A 22,931-nucleotide genomic window follows, 5' to 3' on the forward strand; every position below is an offset into this window, starting at 1 on the left:
ACGGTCTCTCTCGCTAAGGTCTTGATTTATTTGGTGGGCGCACCAGGGCTCGAACCTGGGACCCGCTGATTAAGAGTCAGCTGCTCTACCAACTGAGCTATGCGCCCGAAAGGCGGTCAAAAGCCTTGCGAGGCCGGTCGTTTAGCAAAGCGATCCGGGTATGGCAAGCGATGCGGCGCAGGTTTTCCAAGGTTCTTCCACAGGCCCCGAAATGCGAAAAGCCGCTGGATTCCAGCGGCTTCGCCAAGGCTAGATCCCGGGAAATCCCGGTCCGCTCACAATCGGCCTTCCCGGTCCCCGCCACCGTCCCGGTTAAAGCGATCCCCGCCGTGGAAGCGGTCCATAAACCGATGCCGCAGACCGTCCTCGCCGCCGCCGAACGGGCCACGGTGGCGGGTCAGGACGGCGAGGCGCCGCTTTTGGCCCTCATCGAGCGTTTTGTACAGAGGATCGGCGGCGTCGGCGATGTTCTTAAGCGCCGCGGAAGTCGCACCCATGTCCTCGGCACGCTGGCGCAGACGGGCAACTGGATCTTCGGGTTTGTCGGCATCCTTGTTGGCATCGCCTGGACCGGCATTCATCCGCGCATTGGCGCGGTCGATCCGCAGCTTGGCGAAGTCGCGCACGGCGGTCTCGACCGGCGGCCACAACTTCTCCTGGTCGACATTGAGCTTCAGCCCGGCATGGACGGCAGCGATCCGTGCGTCGACCATGGCGGCGCGGTCTTCCGGGTTCATGCGCATGTGGTGGAAGTGCTCCATCCACGGGCGGTGAAATTGAGCGTAGACCGCGCCCGAGCCGGCGATGCTGAGCGCGGCGATGGCGGCGATGGTGAACTTTCTCATAACAACCTCCTCTGGAAAGGATGGTTTGAAGATGAGCCCGGCGGCCTCCGCGCGCAACTTACAACTTGGACAGGAAGCGCGTTCCTGCAGAAATGTAGTCGCCGTTAACGTCTGTTCAGACGCAAACTGAAATCATTCGCAACAAAAAGGGCTCCCATGCGGTGCACAGGAGCCATTCTTGCCTGCACTATACATCCATGTAACCGAGTTAGTTTGTCGTGCTCTTGGCTTCCTTCTGGAATTCGTCGATCAGCGGCTGGCCGACGCGGCTCGCCGCGTCCTTGTAGACCGGCTCCATCGCCTTGCGCATCGCCTCGTCCTGCTCCGGGGTGAGCTTGATGATCTCGCTCTTGCCGCTCTTCCTGATCTCGGCGAGCGCGTCGTCGTTCTCCTTCTGCGACTGCGCGTTGTTGAAGTCGGTCGCCTCCTTCATCGCCTTCGCAAGCTGGTCGCGGATGTCGGCCGGCAGATCGTCCCAGAACTTCTTGTTCACGATCACGACATAGCCGATATAACCGTGGTTGGTCTCGGTGATGTACTTCTGCACCTCGTGCATCTTCTGGGTATAGATGTTCGACCAGGTGTTCTCCTGCCCGTCGACCACGCCGGTCTGGAGCGCCTGATAGACTTCCGAGAACGCCATCACCTGCGGCAGCGAGCCGAGCGCCTTGAACTGCGCCTGGAGCACGCGCGAGGACTGGATGCGGAACTTGACGCCTTGATAGTCCGCCGGCGTGATGAGCTTCTTGTTGGCGCTCATCTGCTTGAAGCCGTTGTCCCAATAAGCAAGCCCGGTGATGCCCTTGGGCTCGAGCAGCTTGAGCAGCCGCGCGCCGAGCGGGCCTTCCGTCACCTTCCGCAGCGTCTTCAGGTCGGGAAGGATGTAGGGCAGATCGAACACCTCGAATTCGCGGATGCCGAGTGGGCCGAATTTCGAGTTGGACGGCGCCAGCATCTGCACGCTGCCGAGCTGGAGCGCCTCCAGCTCTTCCTTGTCCTTGTAGAGCGACGAGTTCGGATAGATCTCGATCTTGACCTTGCCGCCGGTGTATTTCTCGGCGAGCTCCTTGAACTTCTCCGACGCCTTGCCCTTCGGCGTGTCGGTGGCGACCACGTGGCTGAACTTGATGATGATCGGCGACTGGGCCGATGCCGGGCCGGCCAAGCCAAGTGCCAGGACCGCGATGGAGGCCGCGATCGCGAAGGTGCGCATGATGTCTCCCTTGTATATTCTCTTGGGCAGCCTAACGCGGCCGCCTATCCTCTAGCCGGGAGATCAATAGCGGCTCACGCATCGAACTGCTATTGGCCGTTAGCAGGGCAGCTATTCGCCGCAAATGCAGAGTCATTCCGGAGCGGTCCGTAGGACCGAATCCGGAATCTCGAGATTCCGGGTTCTCGCTTCGCGAGCCCCGGAATGACGAACTTCGTTCGTCAGCTCGCCGCTGCCGTGGTCACGGTGTCGCGCTGGCGCTTCATGACGATCTTGTTGAGCGCGCCGAGATAGGCCTTCGCCGACGCCACCAACGTATCCGGGTCCGCCGCGCGCGCGGTCATCGCACGTCCCTCATGCGACAGCCGTACCGAGACCTCGGCCTGCGCGTCGGTCCCCTGGGTCACGGCGTGGACCTGATACAGGTCGAGCTTGGCCTCATGCGGCACCAGCGCCTTGATGCAGTTGAACACAGCATCCACCGGACCGTTGCCCTCGGCCTCCTCGATCTTGATCTGGCCGTCGACGTCGAGCTTCATGGTCGCGCGCTGCGGACCGTGCGTGCCGGCGATCACCGTGAGCGAAGTCAGCTTGATGCGGTCGTGCGACGCCGCCATCTCCTCGTCGACCAGCGCCTCGATGTCCTCGTCGTAGATGTCCTTCTTGCGGTCGGCCAAGGCCTTCATCCGCGTGAACGCATCTTCCAGCTGGTTCGGACCGAGCTTGTAGCCCATCTCCTCCAGCTTGTGCACGAAGGCATGGCGGCCGGAATGCTTGCCGAGCACCAGCGAGGACTGCTTCAGGCCGACCATTTCGGGCCGCATGATCTCGTAGGTGGACGCGTCCTTCAGCACGCCGTCCTGATGGATGCCGCTCTCATGCGCGAACGCGTTCCGGCCGACGATCGCCTTGTTGTACTGCACCGGGAACGAGGTCGCCGCCGATACCACTTTCGAGGCGCGGGTGAGCTGCGTCGTGTCGATCTTGTTCCAGAAGGGGAATTTGTCGTTGCGCACGTTGATCGCCATCACGATCTCTTCCAGCGCGGCGTTGCCGGCGCGCTCGCCGATGCCGTTGATGGTGCATTCGACCTGGCGCGCGCCGCCGATGACGCCGGCCAGCGAGTTCGCCACCGCCATGCCGAGGTCGTTGTGGCAGTGCACGGAGAACACCGCCTTGTCGGAGTTCGGCACGCGCTCGATCAGCGTCTTCATGAAGTGCGTGTATTCGTCCGGCGTGGTGTAGCCGACCGTGTCCGGAATGTTGACCGTGGTGGCGCCGGCCTTGATGACCGCTTCGACGATGCGGCACAGATAATCCATCTCGCTGCGGGTGCCGTCCTCGGCCGACCATTCGACGTCGTCGATCTGGTTGCGCGCGCGCGCGACCATCGCGACCGAGGTCTCGAGCACCTGCTCCGGGGTCTTGTTCAACTTCACGCGCATATGCAGCGGCGAGGTCGCTATCACGGTATGGACGCGGCCGCGCTTGGCGAATTTCACCGCCTCGGCGCAACGGTCGATATCTGCCGGGTGCGCGCGGGACAGGCCGGCGATCACCGCATTCTTGGAGCGGCGGGCGATTTCGCTCACCGCCTGGAAGTCGCCTTCGGAGGTGATCGGAAAGCCGGCTTCGATGACGTCGACGCCCATATCGTCCAGCATCTCGGCGACCTCGAGCTTCTCCTCGAAGGTCATGGTAGCGCCGGGACATTGCTCGCCGTCGCGCAGCGTGGTGTCGAAAATGATGACGCGGTCCTTGTCGGACTTGTTCACGGAGGCCATTTCAGATTTCCTTTTGAGCTTTCGCGCCGGTCGTTGCTGGGGGCGCTAACGGGGGCCGCTGATCTCGTACATCCCCTGAGCGCCCAGGCGCATGGCGCCCAGCCGGCCCTCAGGGGCAGCTAAGAAGAAGCCCGCCGATCATGAGGGTGGGCAGCAGCGCGGCCGGGATCGTGGCGGCGGCCAGAGCCACCTCCCCCGAAATCCCATCAATTTGGCCGCGAATCAGCATTGCCAGACCCTTTTGAGCCTTCAGATCCTCGGTCAAAACCGTTGACGGTTGGTTGCCGGGAGGCTCGATGCGGCGGTTCTAGACGAGAAATGGGCGCCACTGCAACGCCAAAAGATGGTCAGCGGAGCTGACCTAACTGCAGGGATGCCTCCCGGGCAGTCGGGACATACATCCTTCCGTCATTCCGGGGCGCGCCACTTTGCGCGAGCCCGGAATCCATTTCTCGGCGTAACCCGCTGCATGATGGATTCCGGGCTCGCGCTCCGCGCGCCCCGGAATGACGACAACTGATGCAGACCGATCGGCGCGCGAGGTGGACCGCTAACCCGCGCGGCGGGCGCGGGCTCTGCTTTCCCAGCGATCGAGCATTTGGCCGAGTTCACCGGTGGCCGGCAGGGCGATCTCGTTGGTGTTGGCCGGCGCGGCGGGGAGCCAGTCCGGCTGCGTGTACTCACGCCAGCGGCGAGCCTCCGCCCGCCGTTTGCGGGAAACGAAATCGCGCGTGAAATAACCACCCGCAAACCCGATCCCGAGCAGTACGATCAACATGATAGCGGCTTGCACAATCAGCTCCGGCTGTTTCAGCCGCAAGTTCTGCCAGGATCGGCCGCGAGGTCAATGCTTGACACGGCCCGAACGGGCGACGCGTGATCTTCATGCAAACAAAATTTTCGTGTGACGGCCCGGAACGTTTTCGGTTCTCGGTGATGACGCAATTTGCGCACAATCGCGACGAAATCGGAACGTGAATTGATTGCGCTCGCGGTTACGCGAGGATGCCCAGATGGCACTCGCAACCGGCCGCGGACCGAACTAACCTTGTCGTGCTCGGCCGGATCAACCGGCCAGTGAAATGATCCGGGAGGACGCGATGACACGCCAACAACAGCGTGACCAGGAGACTGCGCTTTCACGACGGACGCTGGTTCAAGGGCTTGCGCTCGGGGCCGCGGCCACAATGGCCGGAACGAGCACCGCGCTGGCGCAAGCCAGCCCCGCCGCGCCGCCCACGACGATCACCACCCCGCCGCGCGACTTCGGCCCCCATGGCGCGCCGACCACCTATTTCTGGGACCCCGACATCATCGCCGTCGATCCGGCCTTCAATGACCTTGCGCAACCCAACACCTCCATCAAGCGGCTCTACACGGGCGTGCTCTGGGCGGAAGGTCCGGCGTGGAGCGCACAGGGCCGGTATCTGTTGTGGAGCGATATTCCCAACAACCGGCAGATGCGCTGGAGCGAGGACGACGGCCGCGTCAGCGTATTCCGCTCGCCCTCCAACAACTCCAACGGCAACACGTTCGACTTCCAGGGCCGCCAGCTCTCCTGCGAGCACCTGACCCGACGGGTCACACGCTATGAGCACGACGGCACTGCCACCGTGCTGTGCGACAACTACAACGGCAAGCGCCTGAACTCGCCGAACGACGTCGTCGCGCATCCCGACGGCAGCTACTGGTTCACCGACCCGCCCTATGGCGGCCAGCTCTATGAAGGGGAGCCCGATGCGGCGGGCGGACCGGGCAATGCGCCCGGCAAGCTCAACCCACGGATCGGCCAGCCGGCCGGCTTCGCACCGAGCAAGCGCGAGCTGCCGACCAACTGCTATCGCATCGATCCCTCGGGCCGTATCGACCTCGTCGTCAGCGAGGACCAGCTGCCCGATCCGAATGGCCTCTGCTTCTCGCCCGACTTCAAGAAGCTCTACGTCGTCTCGACCGGCAAGGGCCCGGGCGACACCGGCCCGGGCGGCAATGGCGAGATCTTCGTGTTCGACGTCGGCAGCGACAACAAGCTCTCCAACAAGAAGCGGTTTGCCGATTGCGTTATCGACGGCGTGAAGTGTGGGCCGGACGGCGTACGCTGCGACGTCAACGGCAATGTCTGGACCTCCAGTAATGCGGGCCGCGCCGTCGGCTACAACGGCGTGACGGTGTGGTCGCCGGAGGGCAAGTTGCTGGGCCGCATCCGCCTGCCGGAAGTGTGCGGCAACATCTGCTTCGGCGGGCCCAAGCGCAATCGCCTGTTCATGGCCGCGAGCCAGTCGCTCTATGCGGTGTACACGGCAACGCAGGGTGCCGGGCCGGGCTGAGCATGCGCGAGCTGAATTGCGACGAGGCGCCCGCGCTCCCCGCTGGCGCCTCAAACTTTGCGTGCTACGCTTGGCTCCCAACGATAGACTCGGGTCAGGAAACCAACCATGCGCGTTGTGATCTGCGGCAGCGGCGTGATCGGGGCCTGCACCGCTTACTTCCTCCGCCGGCACGGCGTCGAGGTCATCGTCGTGGAACGGACCGAAGTGGCGGCCGCGGCCTCCGGCAAGGCCGGCGGATTCCTGGCGCGCGACTGGTGTAGCGGAACGCCGCTCGACGCGCTGGCGCGGCGCAGCTTTGCGCTTCACGCGCGACTGCCGCAAGAGATCGAGGGCGATTGGGGCTATCGCCCGATGAGCGCGTATGCCGGCCATGTTGTGCCCGATGGCGATCCGCGGCGGACTGCACCATCGGCATTCGACTGGCTCAGCGATGGCATCGTGATCGGGCAGCCCCTCGGCACCACCGAGACGACCGCGATCGTTCATCCGCAAAAGTTCACGTCGGCCATGATGAACGCGGCGCTCGCGCAAGGCGCCGAGCTTCGCTTCGGCCGCGTCACCGGCATCGGCCGCGATCCGCATGGGACCCGCGCGAAAGGCGTCGAGGTCGAAGGCAGCATCATTGAAGCGGATGCCATCGTGATCGCGATGGGTCCCTGGTCGCTGCTCGCCGCGATCTGGATGAACATGCCCGCCCTTTATGGTCAACGCGGCCCGAGCATCGTGTACGACACCGGCACGCATGTGTCGGCAGACGCCTTGTTTCTCGAGATGGAGATCTACGGCGCGGTCACCCCCATCGAGGTGTTCCCTCGCCCCGACGGCAGCACCTATGTGACCGCTTGGCCCGACACCGCTGCCTTCCCCACCGATCCGGCCGACGTGAAGCCCGAGTACAACCGTCTGCACAACTTGCAACGAATGTCGGAGCGACTATCGCCACTGTTCCGGCCGGAGAAGATCATCGCGACACAGGCCTGCTTTCGTCCGGTGACCGAGGACGGCTTGCCGTTGATTGGCCGCGTGCCGCAGGATGACGGCCTGTATGTTGCGACCGGACATGGTGTCTGGGGTATCCTCAACGCCCCCGCAACGGGCGAAGCGCTGGCGGAGCTGATCGTCGAAGGCGCAACGCGCAATGTCGATCTCGCGCCATTCGACCCTGCCCGCCTCAAGCCACTCAATGTGCGCCGACGATGATCACGATGACACAGTTGTACGCCTGCATGCAATCGCATGCCCGTCGCCGAAATCTGCATGCCTGCGCGTGAAAGCTTTGCGCCGCGCTAGACTTTAGTTCTCCTCGCATAATCCTGAATGCAGTTTCGCTTGCCGAGAATGACCTCACCGCTATAGTCCCGCGCAATAGCTCATTAGAGGCTTGTTCAAGGGAGAGAAATAACATGCGATACTCTGTTGCATTGCGAATGGCATTTGGTGCGGCCGCGGTCGGGACGCTGACGATGGCGTCAGGCGCGGCATTCGCGGCGGATCCGATCAGGATCGGCGTGATCGCGGAAGCTCAGGCGATTGCCGGCGCCTCCATTCCGCAGGCGGCACAGCTCGCCGCCGACGAGATCAACGCCGCCGGTGGCGTCGACGGCCGCAAGATCGAGATCATCGGCTACGACAATCACTCCTCCTCGGCAGACTCGGTGCGCGCATTCCAGCGCGCGGTCAACGAGGACAAGGTCAACGCGGTCATCGCGAGCTATATCAGCGAGGTGGTGTTGGCGCTGGAGCCCTGGGCTTCACGGCTGAAGACGCCGTTCGTCACACCAGGCGCGGCCTCCAACGAGATCAGCAAGAGCGTTCACGCCGATTACGAGAAGAACAAGTATACTTTCCACGGCTATCTGACCTCGGCAGCACTCGCGCTCTCGGTCTGCGATGGTGCCAAGGACCTTCTCGTCGACAAGATGCACATGAAGACGGCCGTCATCATGAGCGAGGATGCCGCCTGGACCAAGCCGCTCGATGTCGGCTATGAGGAATGCCTGCCCAAGATCGGGCTGAAGGTGCTCGACCACATCCGCTTCTCGCCCGACACCACCGACTTCACACCGATCTTCAACAAGATCGAGGGCGCCAAGCCCGACGTGATCATCACCGGCATCTCCCATGTCGGCGTGCAGCCGACGGTGCAGTGGAAGAACCAGCAGGTGCCGATCCCGATGTTCGGCATCTCGTCGCAGGCGACCAACGAGACCTTCGGCAAGGACACCAACCAGGCGGCCGAAGGCGTGCTCTATCAGGGCGTCTCGGGGCCGGGCGTGGCGGTGACGCCGAAGTCGGTGCCGTTCGCGGAAAACTTCAAGAAGAAGTTCGGCAATTATCCGTCCTATGCCGGTTACACCGCCTATGACGAAGTCTATTACATCGCGGACGCGGTGAAGCGGGCCGGCTCGACGGATGCCGACAAGCTGGTCGACGCGCTGGAGAAGACCGACTGGGAAGGCACGATCGGCCGCGTTCAGTTCTACGGCAAGGACGATCCGTTCACCCACTCGATCAAATACGGCAAGGGCCTGATCACCGGGCTGATGCTGCAATGGCAGGACGGCAAGCAGAGCGCGGTCTGGCCCAAGGAAGTCGCCAAGGTCGACATCAAGTTCCCGAGCTTCATCAAGCTCTCGAACTAGCAGGACACGCTCCCGGGACCACCTCCCGGGAGCTTCTACATGCGGCGCCCGGCAGCACCTTCCCTCCAGCAGGACTCTTGGCCGATCTTAGATGCGAGTATTCCAGATTCTGATCGATGGCTTTGCCATCAGCGCTCTTTACGCCCTCGGTGCCACCGGCTTCACGCTGATCTTCGGCGTCTCCGGCGTTCTCAATCTCTCGCACGGCGCCATCATGGTGGCAGCAGCGGTGGCGGCCTGGGCCGCCGCCAGCATCCTGAACGTCGGCACTTATGCCGGCGCACTGATCGGGGTCGTCGTTGCCCTCGTCGCGGCGTTCGCCACCTATTTCGCCGTCGTGAAGCCGATCCAGGACTCCCGGCGCATCCCCAATGAGGAGAAGGAGATCTTCGTCCTGACCGGCACGCTGCTCTGGGGCATCATGATCCAGGAGCTGATCGCCTACTTCTTCACCAACAACGCCAAGACCGTGCTGCCGATCGTCGAGGGCGTCGTCGACGTGCTCGGCGTCCGCACACCGAAGAACGAGATTTTCACCGCGATCGTCTGCTGCCTCGTCATCGCCCTGTTGTGGCTGCTGGTGAACCGCACCCGCACCGGCAAGGCGGTGCTGGCCGCCTCGATGAACCCGCGCGGCGTCACCCTGCTCGGGCTCGAGCTCACCAACATCTACGTCGTGGTGTGGGCGATCTACGGCATCCTCGCCGGCATTGCCGGCGTGCTGCTTGGGATGTTTCTGGGCGTCAGCTCCTACAGCGTCGGACCGCTGACCGCGAGCGCGTTCTCGATCGTCGTGCTCGGCGGGCTCGGCAGCGTCTCCGGCTCGTTGATCGCGGCCTTCGTGGTCGGTTATCTCGAGACCTTTACAGCCTATTTGGTATCACCGGCCTACCGCACCATTCCGGCGCTCCTGCTCCTCGTGTTCGTGATGTACATCCGGCCCCAGGGCCTTCTGGGGAGGCGCTGAGATGGCAAGCTTCTTTACGTCGCGCCTGTTCTTTGTCTCGCTTGCGCTGGTGGTAATCGCGGCAACATTGCCGCTTTACGTCTCCGGCTATGTGCTTGGTCTGCTCACCGTCGCGTTCTATTTCGGCGTGTTCGCGATGGCCTGGGACCTGCTGTTCGGCTTCGCTGGCGAAGTGAATTTCGGGCCGACCTTCCTGATCGGCGTCGGCGCCTACACCGCCGGCATCCTCAATGCCCAGTTCGGCTGGTCGGTCTATCTCTGCATCGTGCTCGGCGCACTCGCCTCGGTCATAGCCGGCCTCGTGCTGGCGCTGCCGGCGTTGCGGGTGCGCGGGCCGTATTTCGGCCTGACCACGCTGGTCGCGGTGCTGATGCTGCAAAACTTCATCGTGGTGTTTGCAGATCTCACCGGCGGTGAGATCGGTCTCACCATCCCCGACGTCATTTCGATCAACGCCGGCACCAATTACTGGATCGCGCTCGGCTTCATGACGATCTCCGCGGCGATCCTCTATGGGCTGTCGCAGTCGCCGGTCGGGCTCGTGCTGCAAGCCAGCGGTCAGGATCCGGTGCAGGCCGGCGCACTCGGCTTCAACATCGTCAAGCACAAGCTCGCCGCCTTCGTCGTCAGCGCGTTCTTCTCGGGCCTATCCGGCGCATTGCTGGTGTTCTACTTCGGCACCGCATCGGTCGGCACCGTCGTCGATGTCGCGGTCGGCGTGAACGTGATCGTCGCGGCCGTGCTCGGCGGCCGGCGCACCGTGCTCGGGGCAGCGCTAGGGGCGATCTTCCTGATCGTGGCCGGCGAATTCCTGCGGCCAACCGGCGAACTTGCGACCTTCATCGTCTCGGCGGTCGCCCTCCTCGTCGTTCTGTTCTTCCCCGGCGGCTTCCTCGGAGCGGCCCTCTCGCGCGAGGCACGCTCGTAATGGACCAGAGGATTGCAAACCGACCCGTGCTCGAAGTCCGCGGCCTGACCAAGCGCTTCGGCGGATTGACGGCGGTGAAGAACCTCGGCTTCGAGGTCAACAGCGGCGAGATCTTCGGCCTGATCGGGCCGAACGGCTCCGGCAAGTCGACTGCGATGAAGAGCGTGATGGGCATCGAGCGCCCGACCGCCGGCGACGTGATCTTCGAGGGCGAGAATGTCGCAGGCCTGCCCGCGCACAGGATCGCGCGCAAAGGTTTTGGCATGGTGTTCCAGCACTCCCGACCGCTGAACAGACAGACCGTGCTGGAGAACATCATGGTGGCGCTGCTGCCGGACAGCCTGTTCATGCTGTTCCCGGACAAGGCGCTGCTCGAGCGCGCCAAGTGGATCGCGGATCGCGTCGGGCTGGGCGCGGTGATGAACCGCCGGCCGCCGACGCTGCCCTTCGCCGATTTGCGCCGGCTGGAACTCGCCAAGGCGATCGCACGCGATCCCAAGGTCGTGCTGGTGGACGAGCCGTTTGCGGGCCTGACGCGCGCCGAGGTCGACGTCTTTTCCGACCTGATCCGCAGTTTTCGCGACGAGGGCCGCGCGGTGATGCTGGTCGACCACAACGTCAAGAGCGTCGCGGCCCTCGTCGACCGCGTGCTCGCGATGTATCTCGGCGAGGAGATCGTCACCGGCAAGGCCGACGACGTCATGAAGAACGAGACCGTGCGACGGGTCTATCTCGGCGGCGCGCTCGAGAGCCATGCGCGGCCGGAGACCAGCTTCAAGGACAAGGTGCCCCTGCTCCAGGTCGACAATGTCAGCGTGTTCTATGGCAAGGCGCAGGCACTGGAGAACGTCTCGATCCACGTCCACGAGGGCGAGTTCGTCTCCATCGTCGGTCTCAACGGCGCCGGCAAGACGACGCTGTTCAACACCATCTCCGGCTTCCTTCCCTATAGCGGCGAGATCGTGCGTGGCGGTGAGACGCTGCGCGGTACGAGCCCAGCCAAGATCGCCCGGAGCGGCCTGGTGCAATGCCCGGAATCGCGCGAGCTTTTCGGCGAGATGAGCGTGCGGGAAAATCTCGATCTCGGCGGCCAGCATCTCACCGACGACAAACGCGCCACCCAGCTCGCCTGGCTGTTCGAGCTGTTCCCGATCCTGAAAGAGCGGCAGGGCCAGCTGGCGCAGACGCTCTCGGGCGGCGAACAGCAGATGCTGGCGATCGGCCGCGCGCTGATGATGCAGCCGCAGATCCTGATCCTCGACGAGCCGACGTTGGGACTTGCGCCCGTCATCCTCGAGCTCTTGTCCAAGGCGCTGGAGAAGCTGCGGCAGACCACCTCGATCACCGTGCTGCTGGGCGAGCAGAACGTCACCTTCGCGCTGCCGCATGCCGACCGCGTCTATGTGCTCGAACACGCCCGCATCGTCTGGGAAGGCGATCCCGGCCGGTTCGCCGCGGAGGCCGGTGCCGACTTTCTCTAGTTCGCAACGTAAACAACAGAACAAGAAAGGAAACGACCATGCGATCATCGACGAAATTGAGCAGCAACTTGCTTTTCGCCTCCGCGCTGGCGCTGTGCCTCGCCGCGCCCGCCTACGCGCAGTCGAACGACCCGATCAAGATCGGCGTCATCGCCGAGGTGCAGTCGATTGCAGGTGCAGCCACACCGGGCGGTGCGCAGATCGCCGCCGACGAGATCAACGCCAAGGGCGGCACCCTCGGCCGCAAGGTCGAGATCGTCACCTACGACAACAAGAGCTCGTCGGCAGACTCGGTGCGCGCATTCCAGCGCGCGGTGAGCGAGGACAAGGTCTCCGCCGTGATCGCGAGCTACATCAGCGAGGTCGTGCTGGCGCTGGAGCCGTGGGCGGCGCGGCTGAAGATGCCGCTGATCACGCCAGGCGCGGCGTCGAACGAGATCACCAAGGCGATCCACAACGACTACGAGAAGAACAAGTATACTTTCCACGGTTATTTGACCTCGGCAGCGCAAGCCCAGATCGTCTGCGACGCCGCCAAGGATCTCCTTGTCGACAAGCTCAAGTTCAAGACGGTCGCAATCATGAGCGAGGACGCCGCCTGGACCAAGCCGCTCGACGTCGGCTACGAGGCCTGCCTGCCCAAGGCTGGACTGAAGGTGGTCGAGCATGTGCGTTTCTCGCCGGATACCACCGACTTCACGCCGATCTTCAACAACATGGAGGGCAAGAAGCCCGACGTGATCGTCACCGGCATCTCGCATGTCGGCGTGCAGCCGACGGTGCAGTGGAAGAACCAGCAGGTGCCGATCCCGATGTTCGGCATCAGCGCGCAGGCGCTGAGCCCGACGTTCTGGAAGGACACCAATGGCGCCGCCGATGGCGTGCCGTCGCTGGCCGTCGCGACACCCGACGTCGCCGTGACCTCCAAGACAAAGCCGTTCGCGGCGGCCTTCGCGGCCAAGTTCGGCACGCCGCCGGCCTATACCGGCTACACGGCCTATGACGACGTCTACATCATCACCGATGCGATCAAGCGCGCGGGCTCGACCGATCCCGACAAGATGGTCGCGGAGATGGAGAAGACCAACTACGAGGGCACGATCGGCCGGATCCAGTTCTACGGCAAGGACGACGAATTCACCCACGGCATCAAGTCCGGCCCCGGCACCGTAACCGGCCTCGTCTTCCAGTGGCAGAACGCCAAGCAGGTCGTGGTCTGGCCCGAGAAGATCGCCGAAGGCAAGCTGAAGTTTCCGGACTTCGTGAAGCTGTCGCAATAATCGCTTCACGCTGGCATCGAGCCCATCGCTCGCTTGCCAGCGGTGGGCTTTTCCTTGCGTCTCGCAGATGCGTTGTGGCCGCGGCGCACCGCGTATCGACCTTGGGCGATGTTGACTTTCCGCCGTGCCACTCCCCATACTTCGAAAAAAACAACAACCAATCACAAGATGGTTTTGAGGGAGGATAGGATGCCCACTTCACGCAGGCAGCTGCTGAAGACATCGGCGGCCGCTGCCGCCGCACTCAGCCTCGATTGGACCCGGGCCCAGGCACAGGCCGAAACATTACGGATTGGGCTGATCTACGACCTGACCGGCCCGTTTGCCGCCGGCGGCTCGGTCGCCTCATCGGTCGGCGCACAGATCGCCATCGACCTCGTCAACGAGAAAGGCGGCATCGGCGGCAAGACCAGGATCGTGCCCGTTGCGGCCGACTCCCAGAGCAAGGCCGACGTCGCCATCAACGAGGCCGAACGCCTGATCAGCCAGGAAAAGATCGACATCATCAACGGCGTCTATTCCAGCGCGCACGCGGTGCCGATGGCGGCGAAGGTGGAGCAGCAGAAGAAGATCCTCTGGATCACGACCGCGGTCTCGACCGCCGTGTTCAAGGACAAGAACCTGCACTATGTGTTTCGCGCGCAGATCCATTCGGATCAGTACGGCCAGGCCTTTGCCGGCTTCATGAGCGAGCACGCCAAGGGCAAGCTCGGCATGGAGCCGAAGGACGTCCGGATCGCGCTGATCCACGAGGACGGCCCTTATGGCGTCGGTGTCGCCGCCGCAGACGAAGCCTATGCCAAGGAGGCCGGACTTCAGGTTGTCTTGAAGGAGGGCTATTCGGCTTCGGCACCGGACCTGTCGGTGCTGGTCACGAAGATCAAGCGCGCCAAGGCCGATGTGATTTCGCATGCCGGCTACAACCCCGACATCACCCTGTTCCTGCGCCAGGCCCGCGAGAGCGGCCTGCGCTTCAAGATGCTGTTCGGTGCCGGCGCCGGTTACAGCCAGCTCGACAAGCTGCGCGCGACCTTCGGCCCCGACATCGACCATTTCTGCAACATCGATCCGGTGCCGGCGCAGCTGCTGGATCCGTCGAAGCTCGCGCCCGGCATCGGCGATCTGATCAAGACCATGGTCTCGCGCTATCAAGCGAAGATGGGCGCCACCGACGTGCCGCCGCATTGCTCGATGGGCTTCAACCAGACCTGGGTCTTGCTCAACAACGTGCTGCCCGTCGCCAAGGAGAAATACGGCAGCTTCGAGCCCGACGCCATTCGCAAAGCCGCGCTCGACGTCGACATCCCCGCCGGTGGCACCATCCAGGGCTACGGGGTCAAATTCTTCCCGCCGGGCACGCCGCTCTCCGGCCAGAACGAACGCTCGACCCCAGTGGTGATGCAGAACGCCGGCGAGCACATCTCGGTGGTGTGGCCGACGAATATCAGGACGCAGGATCCGGTGTTTCCGCTGCCGAAGGGTTCGACTTACGGGGCGTGAGATGCTCAATGCACCCTCTCCCCTTGTGGGAGAGGGTGGCTCGCCGCGGAGCGGCGAGACGGGTGAGGGGTATCTGTCGGCACGCCCAACTCTCACCGGATTTGCCGAAACAGACCCCTCATCCGGCGCTTCGCGCCACCTTCTCCCACAAGCGGAGAAGGATTTGCAGCGCGCGCGTCGACCTCACGATATCCTTACAACACAACCCTTCTCCCCTCCTCCGCAGCCCAATACCCCGCATAGTTCACCTTGATGGTCTCATACGCCAACGCGAGATCGGATAACGGCTGCCGTCCCGTCGCGGCGCATTCCATGAAATCCTGAATCTCCTGGAGATAGCCGCGGGTCCATTCCTCCTCGAGGCAGACATATTGCCAACCGGTTTTGCGGTCGACCTTTTCGGTAATGTAGACGCTGGCGAGCTTCTCCTCGGAGGTTTGGTAGCTCATCAGATGCGTGTTCGGGGTGATGTTGGCGAACAGCGAGCCGCCGCTCGTGTAGGTCTCGATCAGATTGCGCACGCCGCCCATGATCATGTCGCCGGAGAACACGGTAGCCTTGGTGCCGTCGGAAAAGGTGGCGGTGAGCGTGCCCCAGTCTTCGACATCCACCGGATTGGCTTTGATGTAGGTGCGCTCCTCGGGCTTCAGGCAAGCTGTGACGTTGCCGACATCGCAGCTGACGCTGGCGACGCGGATGGTCTCGCCGCGCGCCTTGGCCTCGACCTGCTTGAGATAGAGCACGGCCGAAAGCGGATGGCATCCCATGCGGATCAGCGAGCCGCCGCCGGTCATCGCCCATTGCGCGGCATGGGCGGCGTGCGAGCCGGAATGACTCTCCTCGCCTTTCATAAACAGGATCTTGTCTCTGGTCGCCTTGATGATCTCCGCGGTCTTGGTCACCGCGGGCGCGTAGATCCAGTCCTCGGCATACATGAAGAGTTTTCCGGTCCGCTCGATCGCCGCGCGCGTCGCGTCCATCTCCTCCAGCACGCGCTCATACATCAGCGCCTTGGCTACGTGCTTGCCGATCGGCCGAGCGTCACCCTCGCGGCCGAAATACCCCGCGAACGGCTTTTCGCAGATCACGTGCTTGCCGGCCTGCATGCCAGCGACGATCATCTCGGCGTGGAGATTGGGCGGCGTGCAGATGTCGATGACATCAAGCTCCCGGTCGGCGATCGCCTCCGCAAAGCTGCGGTAGACACGCGGGATCTGGTGCCGGCTTGCGAACTCCACGACACGATCGCCGCGCGCGGCCACCGCCGCGACCTCGACATCCACGCCGTAGACACGCCGGAACGCATACATATGCAGCTCCGAGACGAAGCCGCAGCCTATGAGCCCAACCCTGATCCTCGCCATTGTGCCCCCTCGCCTTGCTTGGGCGGCACTATAGCCCGAACGACGGCCTATTCCACCGAGACGCGGACCACTCCGGCGCTCATCATGCCGAGCGCGCGGGCGGCGGGAATGGAGAGATCGACAATGCGGCCCCGGATGAAAGGACCGCGATCATTGACGCGGCACTGGATCGAGCGGCCGCCATAGGACACCCTCAACACGCTGCCGAACGGGCGCGTCCGGTGCGCGCAGGTCAACTCGCCTTTGCCGGCTTTTCCGTAGCCGTAGTATGAGGCAAGTCCGCTTTCGGCTTGTGCAACGGAAACAGCAGAAAGCGAAACACTGGCAAGGCAAGCGAATAGCGTGGTCTGCGCTCGCACGGCAATGCTCCGGGTTGGCCCTGCCCGGGGCGCAAACGTTTGTTGGTTCCCTGGGTTCCTGGGGCACTGCCGGGAAGTTCCGGCAGCGCCATCACACATTGTTACTGTTTGTGGAAGACCAGCGTGCGCACCTCGATGCTCTCGCGCGGCGCCGCATCTGCCGGCGTGGTCGGATCGACGAAGGCGGTGTGGGGTGCGAAACGGGTGCGACCGTCGGTTGCGGAATCGTAGCACTTGAGCAGCAGCGCCTCGTCGGCGCTCATCTCGGGGAAATAGAACCAGCGGTGGTTCGGATTGTATTTCACCGAATAGGTCTCGCCGCGACGATTGGGATAGATCAGGTCGGAGGCGACGAGATCGTCAGGCGCGACCGTCGTGCCGTCGGCCATCGCGAGCGGTGAATCGCGCAGGGGACCGCGGATCGGTCGCCAGAGATTGATCACCTGCACGCGGCCCTTGAGCAACTCCTCGGCTTCATGAGGCACATGCTCACGCACGCGGTTGGCACCCGAGGTCGCGGTCTGGTCGACATGGACGCGGGTCGCAGGCTGGCGCGGGCCACCGTCGCGAAGATCGGGGGCACCGTCAACGCGCCTGCGCACGGTGTGATCGAAAATGACGACGCGGTCGGCCTTCAGCGTCGCGCGGAGAAAGGCTTCGACAGCGGGATAGTAGACCGCCCTCACTTCGTCGTCGTTGTAGAAGTCCTTGACCTGGTTCGGATGGCGCACCAGCGCAAAGCCTTCACGATCGAGCGAGAAGTTGTCGGCGATCAGCCGCGCGTCGAAGATCGGGACCTGATGCGGCTCCGGCAGCGATGTGCTTTTCGGTTCGCCCGGGGGCGGATCGAAAGCATAGGTGCGCGGTTTGCCGGAAACCGGCGCGAGATAGTTCAGTTCAGCGGTGACGAAAGGAAGCGATTCGATTTTTGTTTCTTGCAGGCCCATGGCCAGGTCTCCCGATGTGGTCGTCTGCTTGATTTTTGACGGGATGGACCGCGTCGCAAGGGAGGTGGCGCAAATAGCAATGGGGATGTTGTCGGCGTCACGGAATGCAGAAGAAACGTTTCGAAAAACTGGATTGGGCTGGAATGCGTTCTTTCCGCTTCACGGATGCTTGAGGAGACTCGCGAACTCTGCCACCCTCAATCGTCATTCCGGGGCGCCCGAGGGCGAACCCGGAATCCATCGGGCCGCAATGATTGTAGATGAATGGATTCTCAGATGCGCAATTGCGCATCATAGTTCGCGACTTTGTCGCGCCATTGTGGCGCTGCTTGCCAGCATCGCGGTCGCCGCGCTCTCGCTGAGCCTTCATCTGCATGCGAAATCGGCAACGAGCTAAGCAACTGTCAGCCTCAACGCCGGACTGCCGTTTATCGCGGGCAGCGCGGTGCTCATCACCCCGACAGGAGGGAATTGCCATACGAAGGAGAACAGCACAATCCAGCGTCATCACGGATAGTTTCGATCCCGCACTCTGGTCAATTGTGACCGCCCTCAGCCATGTCGGCCAGGACGGCTGGCGTGACGACAGGCGGCCCCCGGACGACGCCCAGGCAGGACGCCAAAGCTGCTGAGCTCAGAAATCTGGCCGTCGAGCCTTCCAGGCGGCCTATGGTCACTCGCCTGAAAAGACCCTGGTGCACGGGTGTGCTTGCCCATCAGCCCTTCCATAGCTGCAAGCCCCGGCCCAAATAGCGACGCCAAACCAAGGCGCGTCCGGCAGAACCGCCGCGGCCGGGCATCCGGACGGCCCGGCCCGCCCGCGACCGATCCGGGTGGAAGCCGGCCCGCCCGTCGCGGCAAAGCATTAAGGTTCACGCATTTCGCAACCAACAAGCTACTTTCCGACTTACCGTTGGTACCGCTACTATTCTGATCCGACGGCGCCCCACACGCCCTCCGCGAGAGAGGGATTTAGGTCGCCCCAATGTGCGTGGGAGGATGACATGAGTGCCGCGAGACCTGAGCCGCTTGCCCGTCAAGCGCTGGCGTTTGTCCTGGCCGGCGGACGCGGCAGCCGGCTCCTGGAGCTGACCGACCGGCGCGCCAAGCCCGCGGTGTACTTCGGCGGCAAATCCCGCATCATCGATTTCGCGCTGTCGAACGCGGTGAACTCCGGCATCCGCCGCATCGCGGTCGCCACCCAGTACAAGGCGCACAGCCTGATCCGGCATTTGCAGATGGGCTGGAACTTCTTCCGCCCCGAGCGCAACGAAAGCTTTGACATTCTTCCGGCCAGCCAGCGCGTCTCGGAGTCGATGTGGTATGTCGGCACGGCCGACGCGGTCTACCAGAACATCGACATCGTCGAGCCGCACGCCTGCCGGTTCATCGTCGTGCTCGCGGGCGACCACATCTACAAGATGGACTACGAGGTGATGCTGCGCCAGCACGTCGACAGCGGCGCCGACGTCACCGTCGGCTGCCTCGAAATGCCGCGAGCTGAATCGTCCGGCTTCGGCATCATGCATATCGACGAGAACGGCTGGATCAAGTCGTTCCTGGAGAAGCCGGCCGATCCGCCGCCGATGCCGGGCAAGCCGGACGTCTCGCTCGCCAGCATGGGCATCTACGTGTTCGACGCGAAGTTCCTGTTCGACGAGTTGAAGCGTGATGCCGAGGATCCGAACTCCAACCACGATTTCGGCAAGGATATCATTCCCTATATCGTCAAGAATGGCCGCGCGATCGCGCATCAATACTCCAGCTCCTGCGTGCGAACCGGCAACGACCCGCGCGCCTATTGGCGCGACGTCGGCACCGTCGATGCCTATTGGGCCGCCAACATCGACCTGACCGACGTGGTGCCCGAGCTCGACCTGTTCGACCGGGCGTGGCCGATCTGGTCCTATTCGGAGATCACGCCGCCGGCGAAATTCGTCCATGATGAGGAAAGCCGGCGCGGCCAGGCGGTGAGCTCGTTGGTCTCCGGCGGCTGCATCATCTCGGGCGCGTCGCTGCGCCGCTCGCTGCTGTTCACCGGCGTACGCATCAACTCCTACGCCAATGTCGAGAACGCCGTGATCATGCCTTACGTCAATGTCGGCCGCGGCGCGCGGCTGAAGAACGTCGTGATCGATCGCGGCGTGGAGATTCCCGAGGGACTCGTCATCGGCGACGATCCCGAATTCGACGCGAAGCGCTTCCGCACCACCGAGCAGGGCATCTCCCTCGTCACCCAGCCGATGATCGACAGGCTCAATACATGACGCCTGTTCGCGTCCTCGCGGTCGCATCTGAAGTCTATCCCATCCTCAAGACCGGCGGCCTCGCGGATGTCGCCGGTGCGCTGCCGATCGCGTTGGAAGCCCATGGCGTCGAGATGCGCACGCTGATGCCGGGCTATCCCGACGTGATGCGGCAGCTCGCGGGCGCCGAGGAAATCCGGCGCTGGCCGGACTATTTCGGCGGTCCGGGCCGCCTGCTCGCAGGCTCGCGCGACGGGCTCGATCTGCTGGTTCTGGACGTGCCGCACCTTTATGCCCGGCCCGGCAATCCCTATGTCACCGCCGAGGGCCTCGACTGGCCCGATAATGGCGTGCGCTTCGCTGCGCTGTCGCGCATCGCCGCCGACATCGGCCACGGCCTCGTTCCGGCCTTCGTGCCCGACATCGTGCATGCCCATGACTGGCAGGCCGGGCTCGCGCCGGCCTATCTGCACTACGACAACCGCCCGCGGCCCGGCACCGTGATGACCATTCACAACATGGCCTATCAGGGCAAGTTTTCGCGCGAGCTGGCCGGTGCGATCGGCCTGCCCCCGGCGGCGTCGTTCGATGTCCATGGCCTCGAATATTTCGGCGGCATCAGCTTTCTCAAAGCCGGGCTGCAACTCGCCGATCGCATCACCACGGTGTCGCCGACCTATGCGCGGGAGATCCAGAGCGACGAAGGCGGCATGGGACTGGGCGGCCTGTTGCGCGAGCGCGCCGGCGTGCTGAGCGGCATCCTCAATGGCATCGACGTTTCGGTCTGGAATCCGCACACCGATCCGCACATCGCCTATCGCTTCAGCGCCGAAGAGCTGTCGTTTCGGTCGGCCAACAAGGCAGCGCTGCAACAGCGGCTCGGCCTCGATCCGCGGCCGGATGCGCTGCTGCTCGGCGTCATCAGCCGGCTGTCGTGGCAGAAGGGGCTCGATCTCCTGCTCGAGGCGATGCCCACCGTCCTGACCGATGGAATGCAATTGGCACTGCTCGGCAGCGGCGATGCCGAACTACAGGATCGTTATCAGGCGACCGCACGCGGGCATCAGGGCCGGATCGCGGCCGTAATCGGCTATGACGAGGCGCTCGCCCATCTGATCCAGGCCGGCTCCGATGCGCTCGTGGTGCCGTCGCGGTTCGAGCCGTGCGGCCTGACCCAGCTCTGCGCGCTGCGTTATGGCGCCGTGCCGATCGTGTCGCGCGTCGGCGGTCTTGCGGACACCGTCAGCGACGCGGCGACGGGCTTCACGTTCGGACCGGTCACATCCAAAAACCTCTCGGCCGCGCTCGGACGTGCGAGCTTCGCCTTCCATGACAAGCCGGCGTGGCGAAAATTGCAGCTGGCCGGCCTCTCGACCGACGTCTCCTGGCGCAACCGGGCGGGCGAGTACGCCACGCTGTATCGCGACCTGATCGCCTCCCGCCGCACGGCGTGACCGCCATCCTATCCACGCGATAGAGCGGGCATAGAAACCTGAGCCGGCCCAGGATGCTTTAAGGGCCCGGTGGTAACAGGGGACGCACGGTATTCTTTGCGCCGGCGAGTGGTGATGCTTTTCGAGCAGCAACCATTCTGGTATGAAGGCTGAATACTTTTTACCGCTTATTTTTTCGAAATCAATTTGAGGGCCAAATGTTTGTGACAGTTGTCGCTGTGCTTTGCCATTTGTCATCCACCGCTTGCATCGAAGAAATCGTCACCAGCTCGGCACTAGACAGTGGCGTGACGTTTCAGAGCTGCGCCATCGGAGGTCAAGCTGGCTTAGCCAAATGGAAGGAAGATCATCCCGTCTACCGTTCTGAAAGCTGGCATATTCAGCGTTACAAGTGCGTTCCGGGGGATTACAAAATAATGGCTCAGCATAAAATCTAGGGGCCGCCAGAATCAGCCGCCAAACACATAGGACGCCATCGCCACATTCGCGACCTCGTCGACGAAGACGCGCCGGCCGACGTCGCTGCCCGCCGCACCGGCGGCCACCATCAGCGGCAGCAGGTGATCTTCGCGGGGATGGGCGAGGCGCGCAGTCGGTGCGTTCTGCCAGTCGACCAGCATCGCGTTGCGGCGCGCCGCATCCGGCGCACTGATGGCATCGTTCAGATAGGCTTCGAAATCATAGGAGACCGGCTTGGACTCGGCGCGTCCGAAGCCGCGCATGTTGTGATAGGTGAGCCCGCTGCCGACGATCAAAATGCCCTCGTCGCGCAACGAGGCGATCGCCTGCCCGACCTTGACGTGTTCGGCCGCATCGTAACTCGACTTCAGCGACAACAGCACGATCGGCATATCGGCGTTAGGATACATCAAGCCGAGCGGCACGAAGGTGCCGTGATCAAAACCCTGATTGGCATCCTCGCGGCAATCGAGCCCCGCGCGCGTGAGGAGTGCCTTCACCTCGGTGGCCAGTTCGGGCTTGCCCGGCGCGGGGTATTTGAGATGATAGGTGTGCTCGGGGAAACCGTAATAGTCATACACCATGGGCGGATGCGCCGAGCTCGACACCGTGAAAGCCTCGGCTTCCCAGTGACCGGTGATGACGAGCACCGCCTTCGGCTGCGCCGGCAGAAGCTGCGGCAGCCGGACGAATTCCGCGGCGGTCTTGGCGTATTGCATGCGGCGGTCCTCCATGAAGGGCCAGGGGCCGCCGCCGTGGGACAGGAAAAAGGTTGGTAATCGCGTCATGGAAGTCGGCTCGCGTTTTTTTCGCAACAATGCGCGCGCAACAGCCGCGCCATATGAGGTGAGCATAGGCAAACCGTGATGGTTAGCAAGGCGTTAACGATTTGCCTTCCACAATCCAGCCGTGGCTAATGGAATCGGCCAGAAGGCAAGTGAGACGTGAGATGAAGAAGTTTGCGCTGGGGGACGTCGTCAACAGTGACAAGGGCCGCCGCGGCGTCGTTCGCGCCGCCTTCAAATCCAGGGAAGGCCAGCAGTTCTACGCCGTCGAGAAGGACGGCGCGTTGGACTATCTGGAGGAAGACCGGCTGACAGCGGCGCCCCGCGTCGAACTCGCGGCGTAACTCCAA

At 63.4% G+C, this 22,931-nt stretch carries 23 protein-coding genes and 1 tRNA gene; 12 read left to right on the top strand and 12 right to left on the bottom strand.

From position 1 onward, the window contains the following. Positions 1-31 precede the first annotated feature (31 nt). The 7 genes from AC0L2O_RS30240 to AC0L2O_RS30270 form a co-directional block, all read right to left on the bottom strand. Positions 32-107: transfer RNA gene (locus AC0L2O_RS30240), tRNA-Lys, on the bottom strand. After that, positions 98-247: a hypothetical protein gene (locus tag AC0L2O_RS30245; protein WP_409192427.1), complete on the bottom strand. Its 150-nt coding sequence runs from the start codon at positions 245-247 to the stop codon at positions 98-100. The genes AC0L2O_RS30240 and AC0L2O_RS30245 overlap by 10 nt, the downstream gene beginning before the upstream one ends. Positions 248-275: 28 nt before the next feature. Further along, positions 276-845 carry a Spy/CpxP family protein refolding chaperone gene (locus tag AC0L2O_RS30250; protein ID WP_369721873.1) on the bottom strand — a complete coding sequence of 190 codons (570 nt, stop codon included), beginning with the start codon at positions 843-845 and terminating at the stop codon, positions 276-278. Positions 846-1,053: 208 nt separating this feature from the next. Continuing rightward, positions 1,054-2,058, bottom strand: coding sequence for a TRAP transporter substrate-binding protein (locus AC0L2O_RS30255; RefSeq protein WP_473372319.1), 1,005 nt, complete (start codon positions 2,056-2,058; stop codon positions 1,054-1,056). A gap of 221 nt (positions 2,059-2,279) precedes the next feature. After that, a complete protein-coding gene (locus tag AC0L2O_RS30260) occupies positions 2,280-3,842 on the bottom strand; it encodes a 2-isopropylmalate synthase (RefSeq protein ID WP_473372320.1) in 1,563 nt (520 codons plus the stop codon). Positions 3,843-3,951: 109 nt separating this feature from the next. Then, entirely contained in the window at positions 3,952-4,107 is a 156-nt protein-coding gene (locus AC0L2O_RS30265) for a hypothetical protein (protein WP_473372321.1), read from the bottom strand. Positions 4,108-4,392: 285 nt separating this feature from the next. Beyond that, positions 4,393-4,620, bottom strand: a complete 228-nt coding sequence (locus AC0L2O_RS30270) for a hypothetical protein (RefSeq protein ID WP_409192804.1) — start codon at positions 4,618-4,620, stop codon at positions 4,393-4,395. A 322-nt stretch (positions 4,621-4,942) separates the two neighbouring features. Here AC0L2O_RS30270 and AC0L2O_RS30275 point away from each other — a divergent pair, with 322 nt between their 5' ends. From AC0L2O_RS30275 to AC0L2O_RS30310, 8 genes are all read left to right on the top strand, one after another. Continuing rightward, positions 4,943-6,166, top strand: a complete 1,224-nt coding sequence (locus AC0L2O_RS30275) for an SMP-30/gluconolactonase/LRE family protein (RefSeq protein WP_369721870.1) — start codon at positions 4,943-4,945, stop codon at positions 6,164-6,166. Between the two features lie 108 nt (positions 6,167-6,274). Beyond that, the gene (locus tag AC0L2O_RS30280; protein ID WP_473372322.1) at positions 6,275-7,369 is read left to right on the top strand and encodes an NAD(P)/FAD-dependent oxidoreductase; all 1,095 of its coding nucleotides are present in this window, start codon (positions 6,275-6,277) and stop codon (positions 7,367-7,369) included. Between the two features lie 263 nt (positions 7,370-7,632). After that, positions 7,633-8,811: an ABC transporter substrate-binding protein gene (locus tag AC0L2O_RS30285; protein ID WP_473372358.1), complete on the top strand. Its 1,179-nt coding sequence runs from the start codon at positions 7,633-7,635 to the stop codon at positions 8,809-8,811. A 91-nt stretch (positions 8,812-8,902) separates the two neighbouring features. Continuing rightward, a complete protein-coding gene (locus tag AC0L2O_RS30290; RefSeq protein ID WP_369721868.1) occupies positions 8,903-9,778 on the top strand; it encodes a branched-chain amino acid ABC transporter permease in 876 nt (291 codons plus the stop codon). 1 nt (position 9,779) lies between these two features. Next, a complete protein-coding gene (locus AC0L2O_RS30295) occupies positions 9,780-10,706 on the top strand; it encodes a branched-chain amino acid ABC transporter permease (protein ID WP_369721867.1) in 927 nt (308 codons plus the stop codon). After that, the gene (locus AC0L2O_RS30300) at positions 10,706-12,187 is read left to right on the top strand and encodes an ATP-binding cassette domain-containing protein (RefSeq protein ID WP_473372323.1); all 1,482 of its coding nucleotides are present in this window, start codon (positions 10,706-10,708) and stop codon (positions 12,185-12,187) included. The genes AC0L2O_RS30295 and AC0L2O_RS30300 overlap by 1 nt, the downstream gene beginning before the upstream one ends. A gap of 38 nt (positions 12,188-12,225) precedes the next feature. Then, positions 12,226-13,467: an ABC transporter substrate-binding protein gene (locus AC0L2O_RS30305; protein ID WP_473372324.1), complete on the top strand. Its 1,242-nt coding sequence runs from the start codon at positions 12,226-12,228 to the stop codon at positions 13,465-13,467. 189 nt (positions 13,468-13,656) lie between these two features. After that, positions 13,657-14,967, top strand: coding sequence for an ABC transporter substrate-binding protein (locus AC0L2O_RS30310; RefSeq protein ID WP_473372325.1), 1,311 nt, complete (start codon positions 13,657-13,659; stop codon positions 14,965-14,967). Between the two features lie 194 nt (positions 14,968-15,161). On the opposite strand, the gene AC0L2O_RS30315 is transcribed toward AC0L2O_RS30310, so the two are convergent. From AC0L2O_RS30315 to AC0L2O_RS30330, 4 genes are all read right to left on the bottom strand, one after another. After that, a complete protein-coding gene (locus tag AC0L2O_RS30315) occupies positions 15,162-16,331 on the bottom strand; it encodes a Gfo/Idh/MocA family protein (RefSeq protein WP_473372326.1) in 1,170 nt (389 codons plus the stop codon). Positions 16,332-16,378: 47 nt separating this feature from the next. Beyond that, positions 16,379-16,690 (bottom strand): septal ring lytic transglycosylase RlpA family protein, encoded by a 312-nt coding sequence (locus tag AC0L2O_RS30320; RefSeq protein WP_473372327.1) that lies wholly within the window; start codon positions 16,688-16,690, stop codon positions 16,379-16,381. Between the two features lie 101 nt (positions 16,691-16,791). Beyond that, on the bottom strand, positions 16,792-17,637 hold the full coding sequence (locus tag AC0L2O_RS30325) for a CmcJ/NvfI family oxidoreductase (RefSeq protein ID WP_369721861.1): 846 nt from the start codon (positions 17,635-17,637) through the stop codon (positions 16,792-16,794). A 97-nt stretch (positions 17,638-17,734) separates the two neighbouring features. After that, the gene (locus tag AC0L2O_RS30330; RefSeq protein WP_473372328.1) at positions 17,735-18,013 is read right to left on the bottom strand and encodes a hypothetical protein; all 279 of its coding nucleotides are present in this window, start codon (positions 18,011-18,013) and stop codon (positions 17,735-17,737) included. Between the two features lie 628 nt (positions 18,014-18,641). Between AC0L2O_RS30330 and glgC the strand changes: the two genes are divergently transcribed. The 3 genes from glgC to AC0L2O_RS30345 all read left to right on the top strand — a co-directional run bounded on the left by glgC (position 18,642) and on the right by AC0L2O_RS30345 (position 21,774). Continuing rightward, on the top strand, positions 18,642-19,904 hold the full coding sequence (gene glgC, locus AC0L2O_RS30335) for a glucose-1-phosphate adenylyltransferase (RefSeq protein WP_369721853.1): 1,263 nt from the start codon (positions 18,642-18,644) through the stop codon (positions 19,902-19,904). Beyond that, complete coding sequence (gene glgA, locus AC0L2O_RS30340) at positions 19,901-21,337, top strand: glycogen synthase GlgA (protein WP_473372329.1); 1,437 nt, start codon at positions 19,901-19,903, stop codon at positions 21,335-21,337. Before glgC ends, glgA begins: the two co-directional genes overlap by 4 nt. Positions 21,338-21,534: 197 nt before the next feature. Next, positions 21,535-21,774 carry a hypothetical protein gene (locus AC0L2O_RS30345; RefSeq protein ID WP_473372330.1) on the top strand — a complete coding sequence of 80 codons (240 nt, stop codon included), beginning with the start codon at positions 21,535-21,537 and terminating at the stop codon, positions 21,772-21,774. 12 nt (positions 21,775-21,786) lie between these two features. Here the strand turns inward: AC0L2O_RS30345 and AC0L2O_RS30350 are convergent, their stop codons facing one another. Continuing rightward, on the bottom strand, positions 21,787-22,584 hold the full coding sequence (locus tag AC0L2O_RS30350) for a DODA-type extradiol aromatic ring-opening family dioxygenase (RefSeq protein ID WP_409192416.1): 798 nt from the start codon (positions 22,582-22,584) through the stop codon (positions 21,787-21,789). Between the two features lie 161 nt (positions 22,585-22,745). Between AC0L2O_RS30350 and AC0L2O_RS30355 the strand changes: the two genes are divergently transcribed. Continuing rightward, entirely contained in the window at positions 22,746-22,925 is a 180-nt protein-coding gene (locus AC0L2O_RS30355) for a hypothetical protein (RefSeq protein WP_473372331.1), read from the top strand. The last annotated feature ends 6 nt before the right edge of the window (positions 22,926-22,931 follow it).

This window comes from Bradyrhizobium sp. Kon10 (assembly GCF_055807395.1).

What these genes read in the sequence shown, in the direction of transcription:
- AC0L2O_RS30280 (WP_473372322.1), top strand. Translation starts at nt 6,275, where the DNA reads ATGCGCGTTGTGATCTGCGGCAGCGGCGTGATCGGGGCCTGCACCGCT.
- AC0L2O_RS30315 (WP_473372326.1), bottom strand. Translation starts at nt 16,331, where the DNA reads ATGGCGAGGATCAGGGTTGGGCTCATAGGCTGCGGCTTCGTCTCGGAG.
- glgA (WP_473372329.1), top strand. Translation starts at nt 19,901, where the DNA reads ATGACGCCTGTTCGCGTCCTCGCGGTCGCATCTGAAGTCTATCCCATC.
- AC0L2O_RS30295 (WP_369721867.1), top strand. Translation starts at nt 9,780, where the DNA reads ATGGCAAGCTTCTTTACGTCGCGCCTGTTCTTTGTCTCGCTTGCGCTG.
- AC0L2O_RS30275 (WP_369721870.1), top strand. Translation starts at nt 4,943, where the DNA reads ATGACACGCCAACAACAGCGTGACCAGGAGACTGCGCTTTCACGACGG.
- AC0L2O_RS30290 (WP_369721868.1), top strand. Translation starts at nt 8,903, where the DNA reads ATGCGAGTATTCCAGATTCTGATCGATGGCTTTGCCATCAGCGCTCTT.
- AC0L2O_RS30345 (WP_473372330.1), top strand. Translation starts at nt 21,535, where the DNA reads ATGTTTGTGACAGTTGTCGCTGTGCTTTGCCATTTGTCATCCACCGCT.
- AC0L2O_RS30350 (WP_409192416.1), bottom strand. Translation starts at nt 22,584, where the DNA reads ATGACGCGATTACCAACCTTTTTCCTGTCCCACGGCGGCGGCCCCTGG.
- AC0L2O_RS30260 (WP_473372320.1), bottom strand. Translation starts at nt 3,842, where the DNA reads ATGGCCTCCGTGAACAAGTCCGACAAGGACCGCGTCATCATTTTCGAC.
- AC0L2O_RS30250 (WP_369721873.1), bottom strand. Translation starts at nt 845, where the DNA reads ATGAGAAAGTTCACCATCGCCGCCATCGCCGCGCTCAGCATCGCCGGC.
- AC0L2O_RS30300 (WP_473372323.1), top strand. Translation starts at nt 10,706, where the DNA reads ATGGACCAGAGGATTGCAAACCGACCCGTGCTCGAAGTCCGCGGCCTG.
- AC0L2O_RS30270 (WP_409192804.1), bottom strand. Translation starts at nt 4,620, where the DNA reads ATGTTGATCGTACTGCTCGGGATCGGGTTTGCGGGTGGTTATTTCACG.
- AC0L2O_RS30330 (WP_473372328.1), bottom strand. Translation starts at nt 18,013, where the DNA reads ATGCAGATGAAGGCTCAGCGAGAGCGCGGCGACCGCGATGCTGGCAAG.
- AC0L2O_RS30285 (WP_473372358.1), top strand. Translation starts at nt 7,633, where the DNA reads ATGGCGTCAGGCGCGGCATTCGCGGCGGATCCGATCAGGATCGGCGTG.
- AC0L2O_RS30310 (WP_473372325.1), top strand. Translation starts at nt 13,657, where the DNA reads ATGCCCACTTCACGCAGGCAGCTGCTGAAGACATCGGCGGCCGCTGCC.
- AC0L2O_RS30325 (WP_369721861.1), bottom strand. Translation starts at nt 17,637, where the DNA reads ATGGGCCTGCAAGAAACAAAAATCGAATCGCTTCCTTTCGTCACCGCT.
- AC0L2O_RS30355 (WP_473372331.1), top strand. Translation starts at nt 22,746, where the DNA reads ATGAAGAAGTTTGCGCTGGGGGACGTCGTCAACAGTGACAAGGGCCGC.
- AC0L2O_RS30255 (WP_473372319.1), bottom strand. Translation starts at nt 2,058, where the DNA reads ATGCGCACCTTCGCGATCGCGGCCTCCATCGCGGTCCTGGCACTTGGC.
- glgC (WP_369721853.1), top strand. Translation starts at nt 18,642, where the DNA reads ATGAGTGCCGCGAGACCTGAGCCGCTTGCCCGTCAAGCGCTGGCGTTT.
- AC0L2O_RS30305 (WP_473372324.1), top strand. Translation starts at nt 12,226, where the DNA reads ATGCGATCATCGACGAAATTGAGCAGCAACTTGCTTTTCGCCTCCGCG.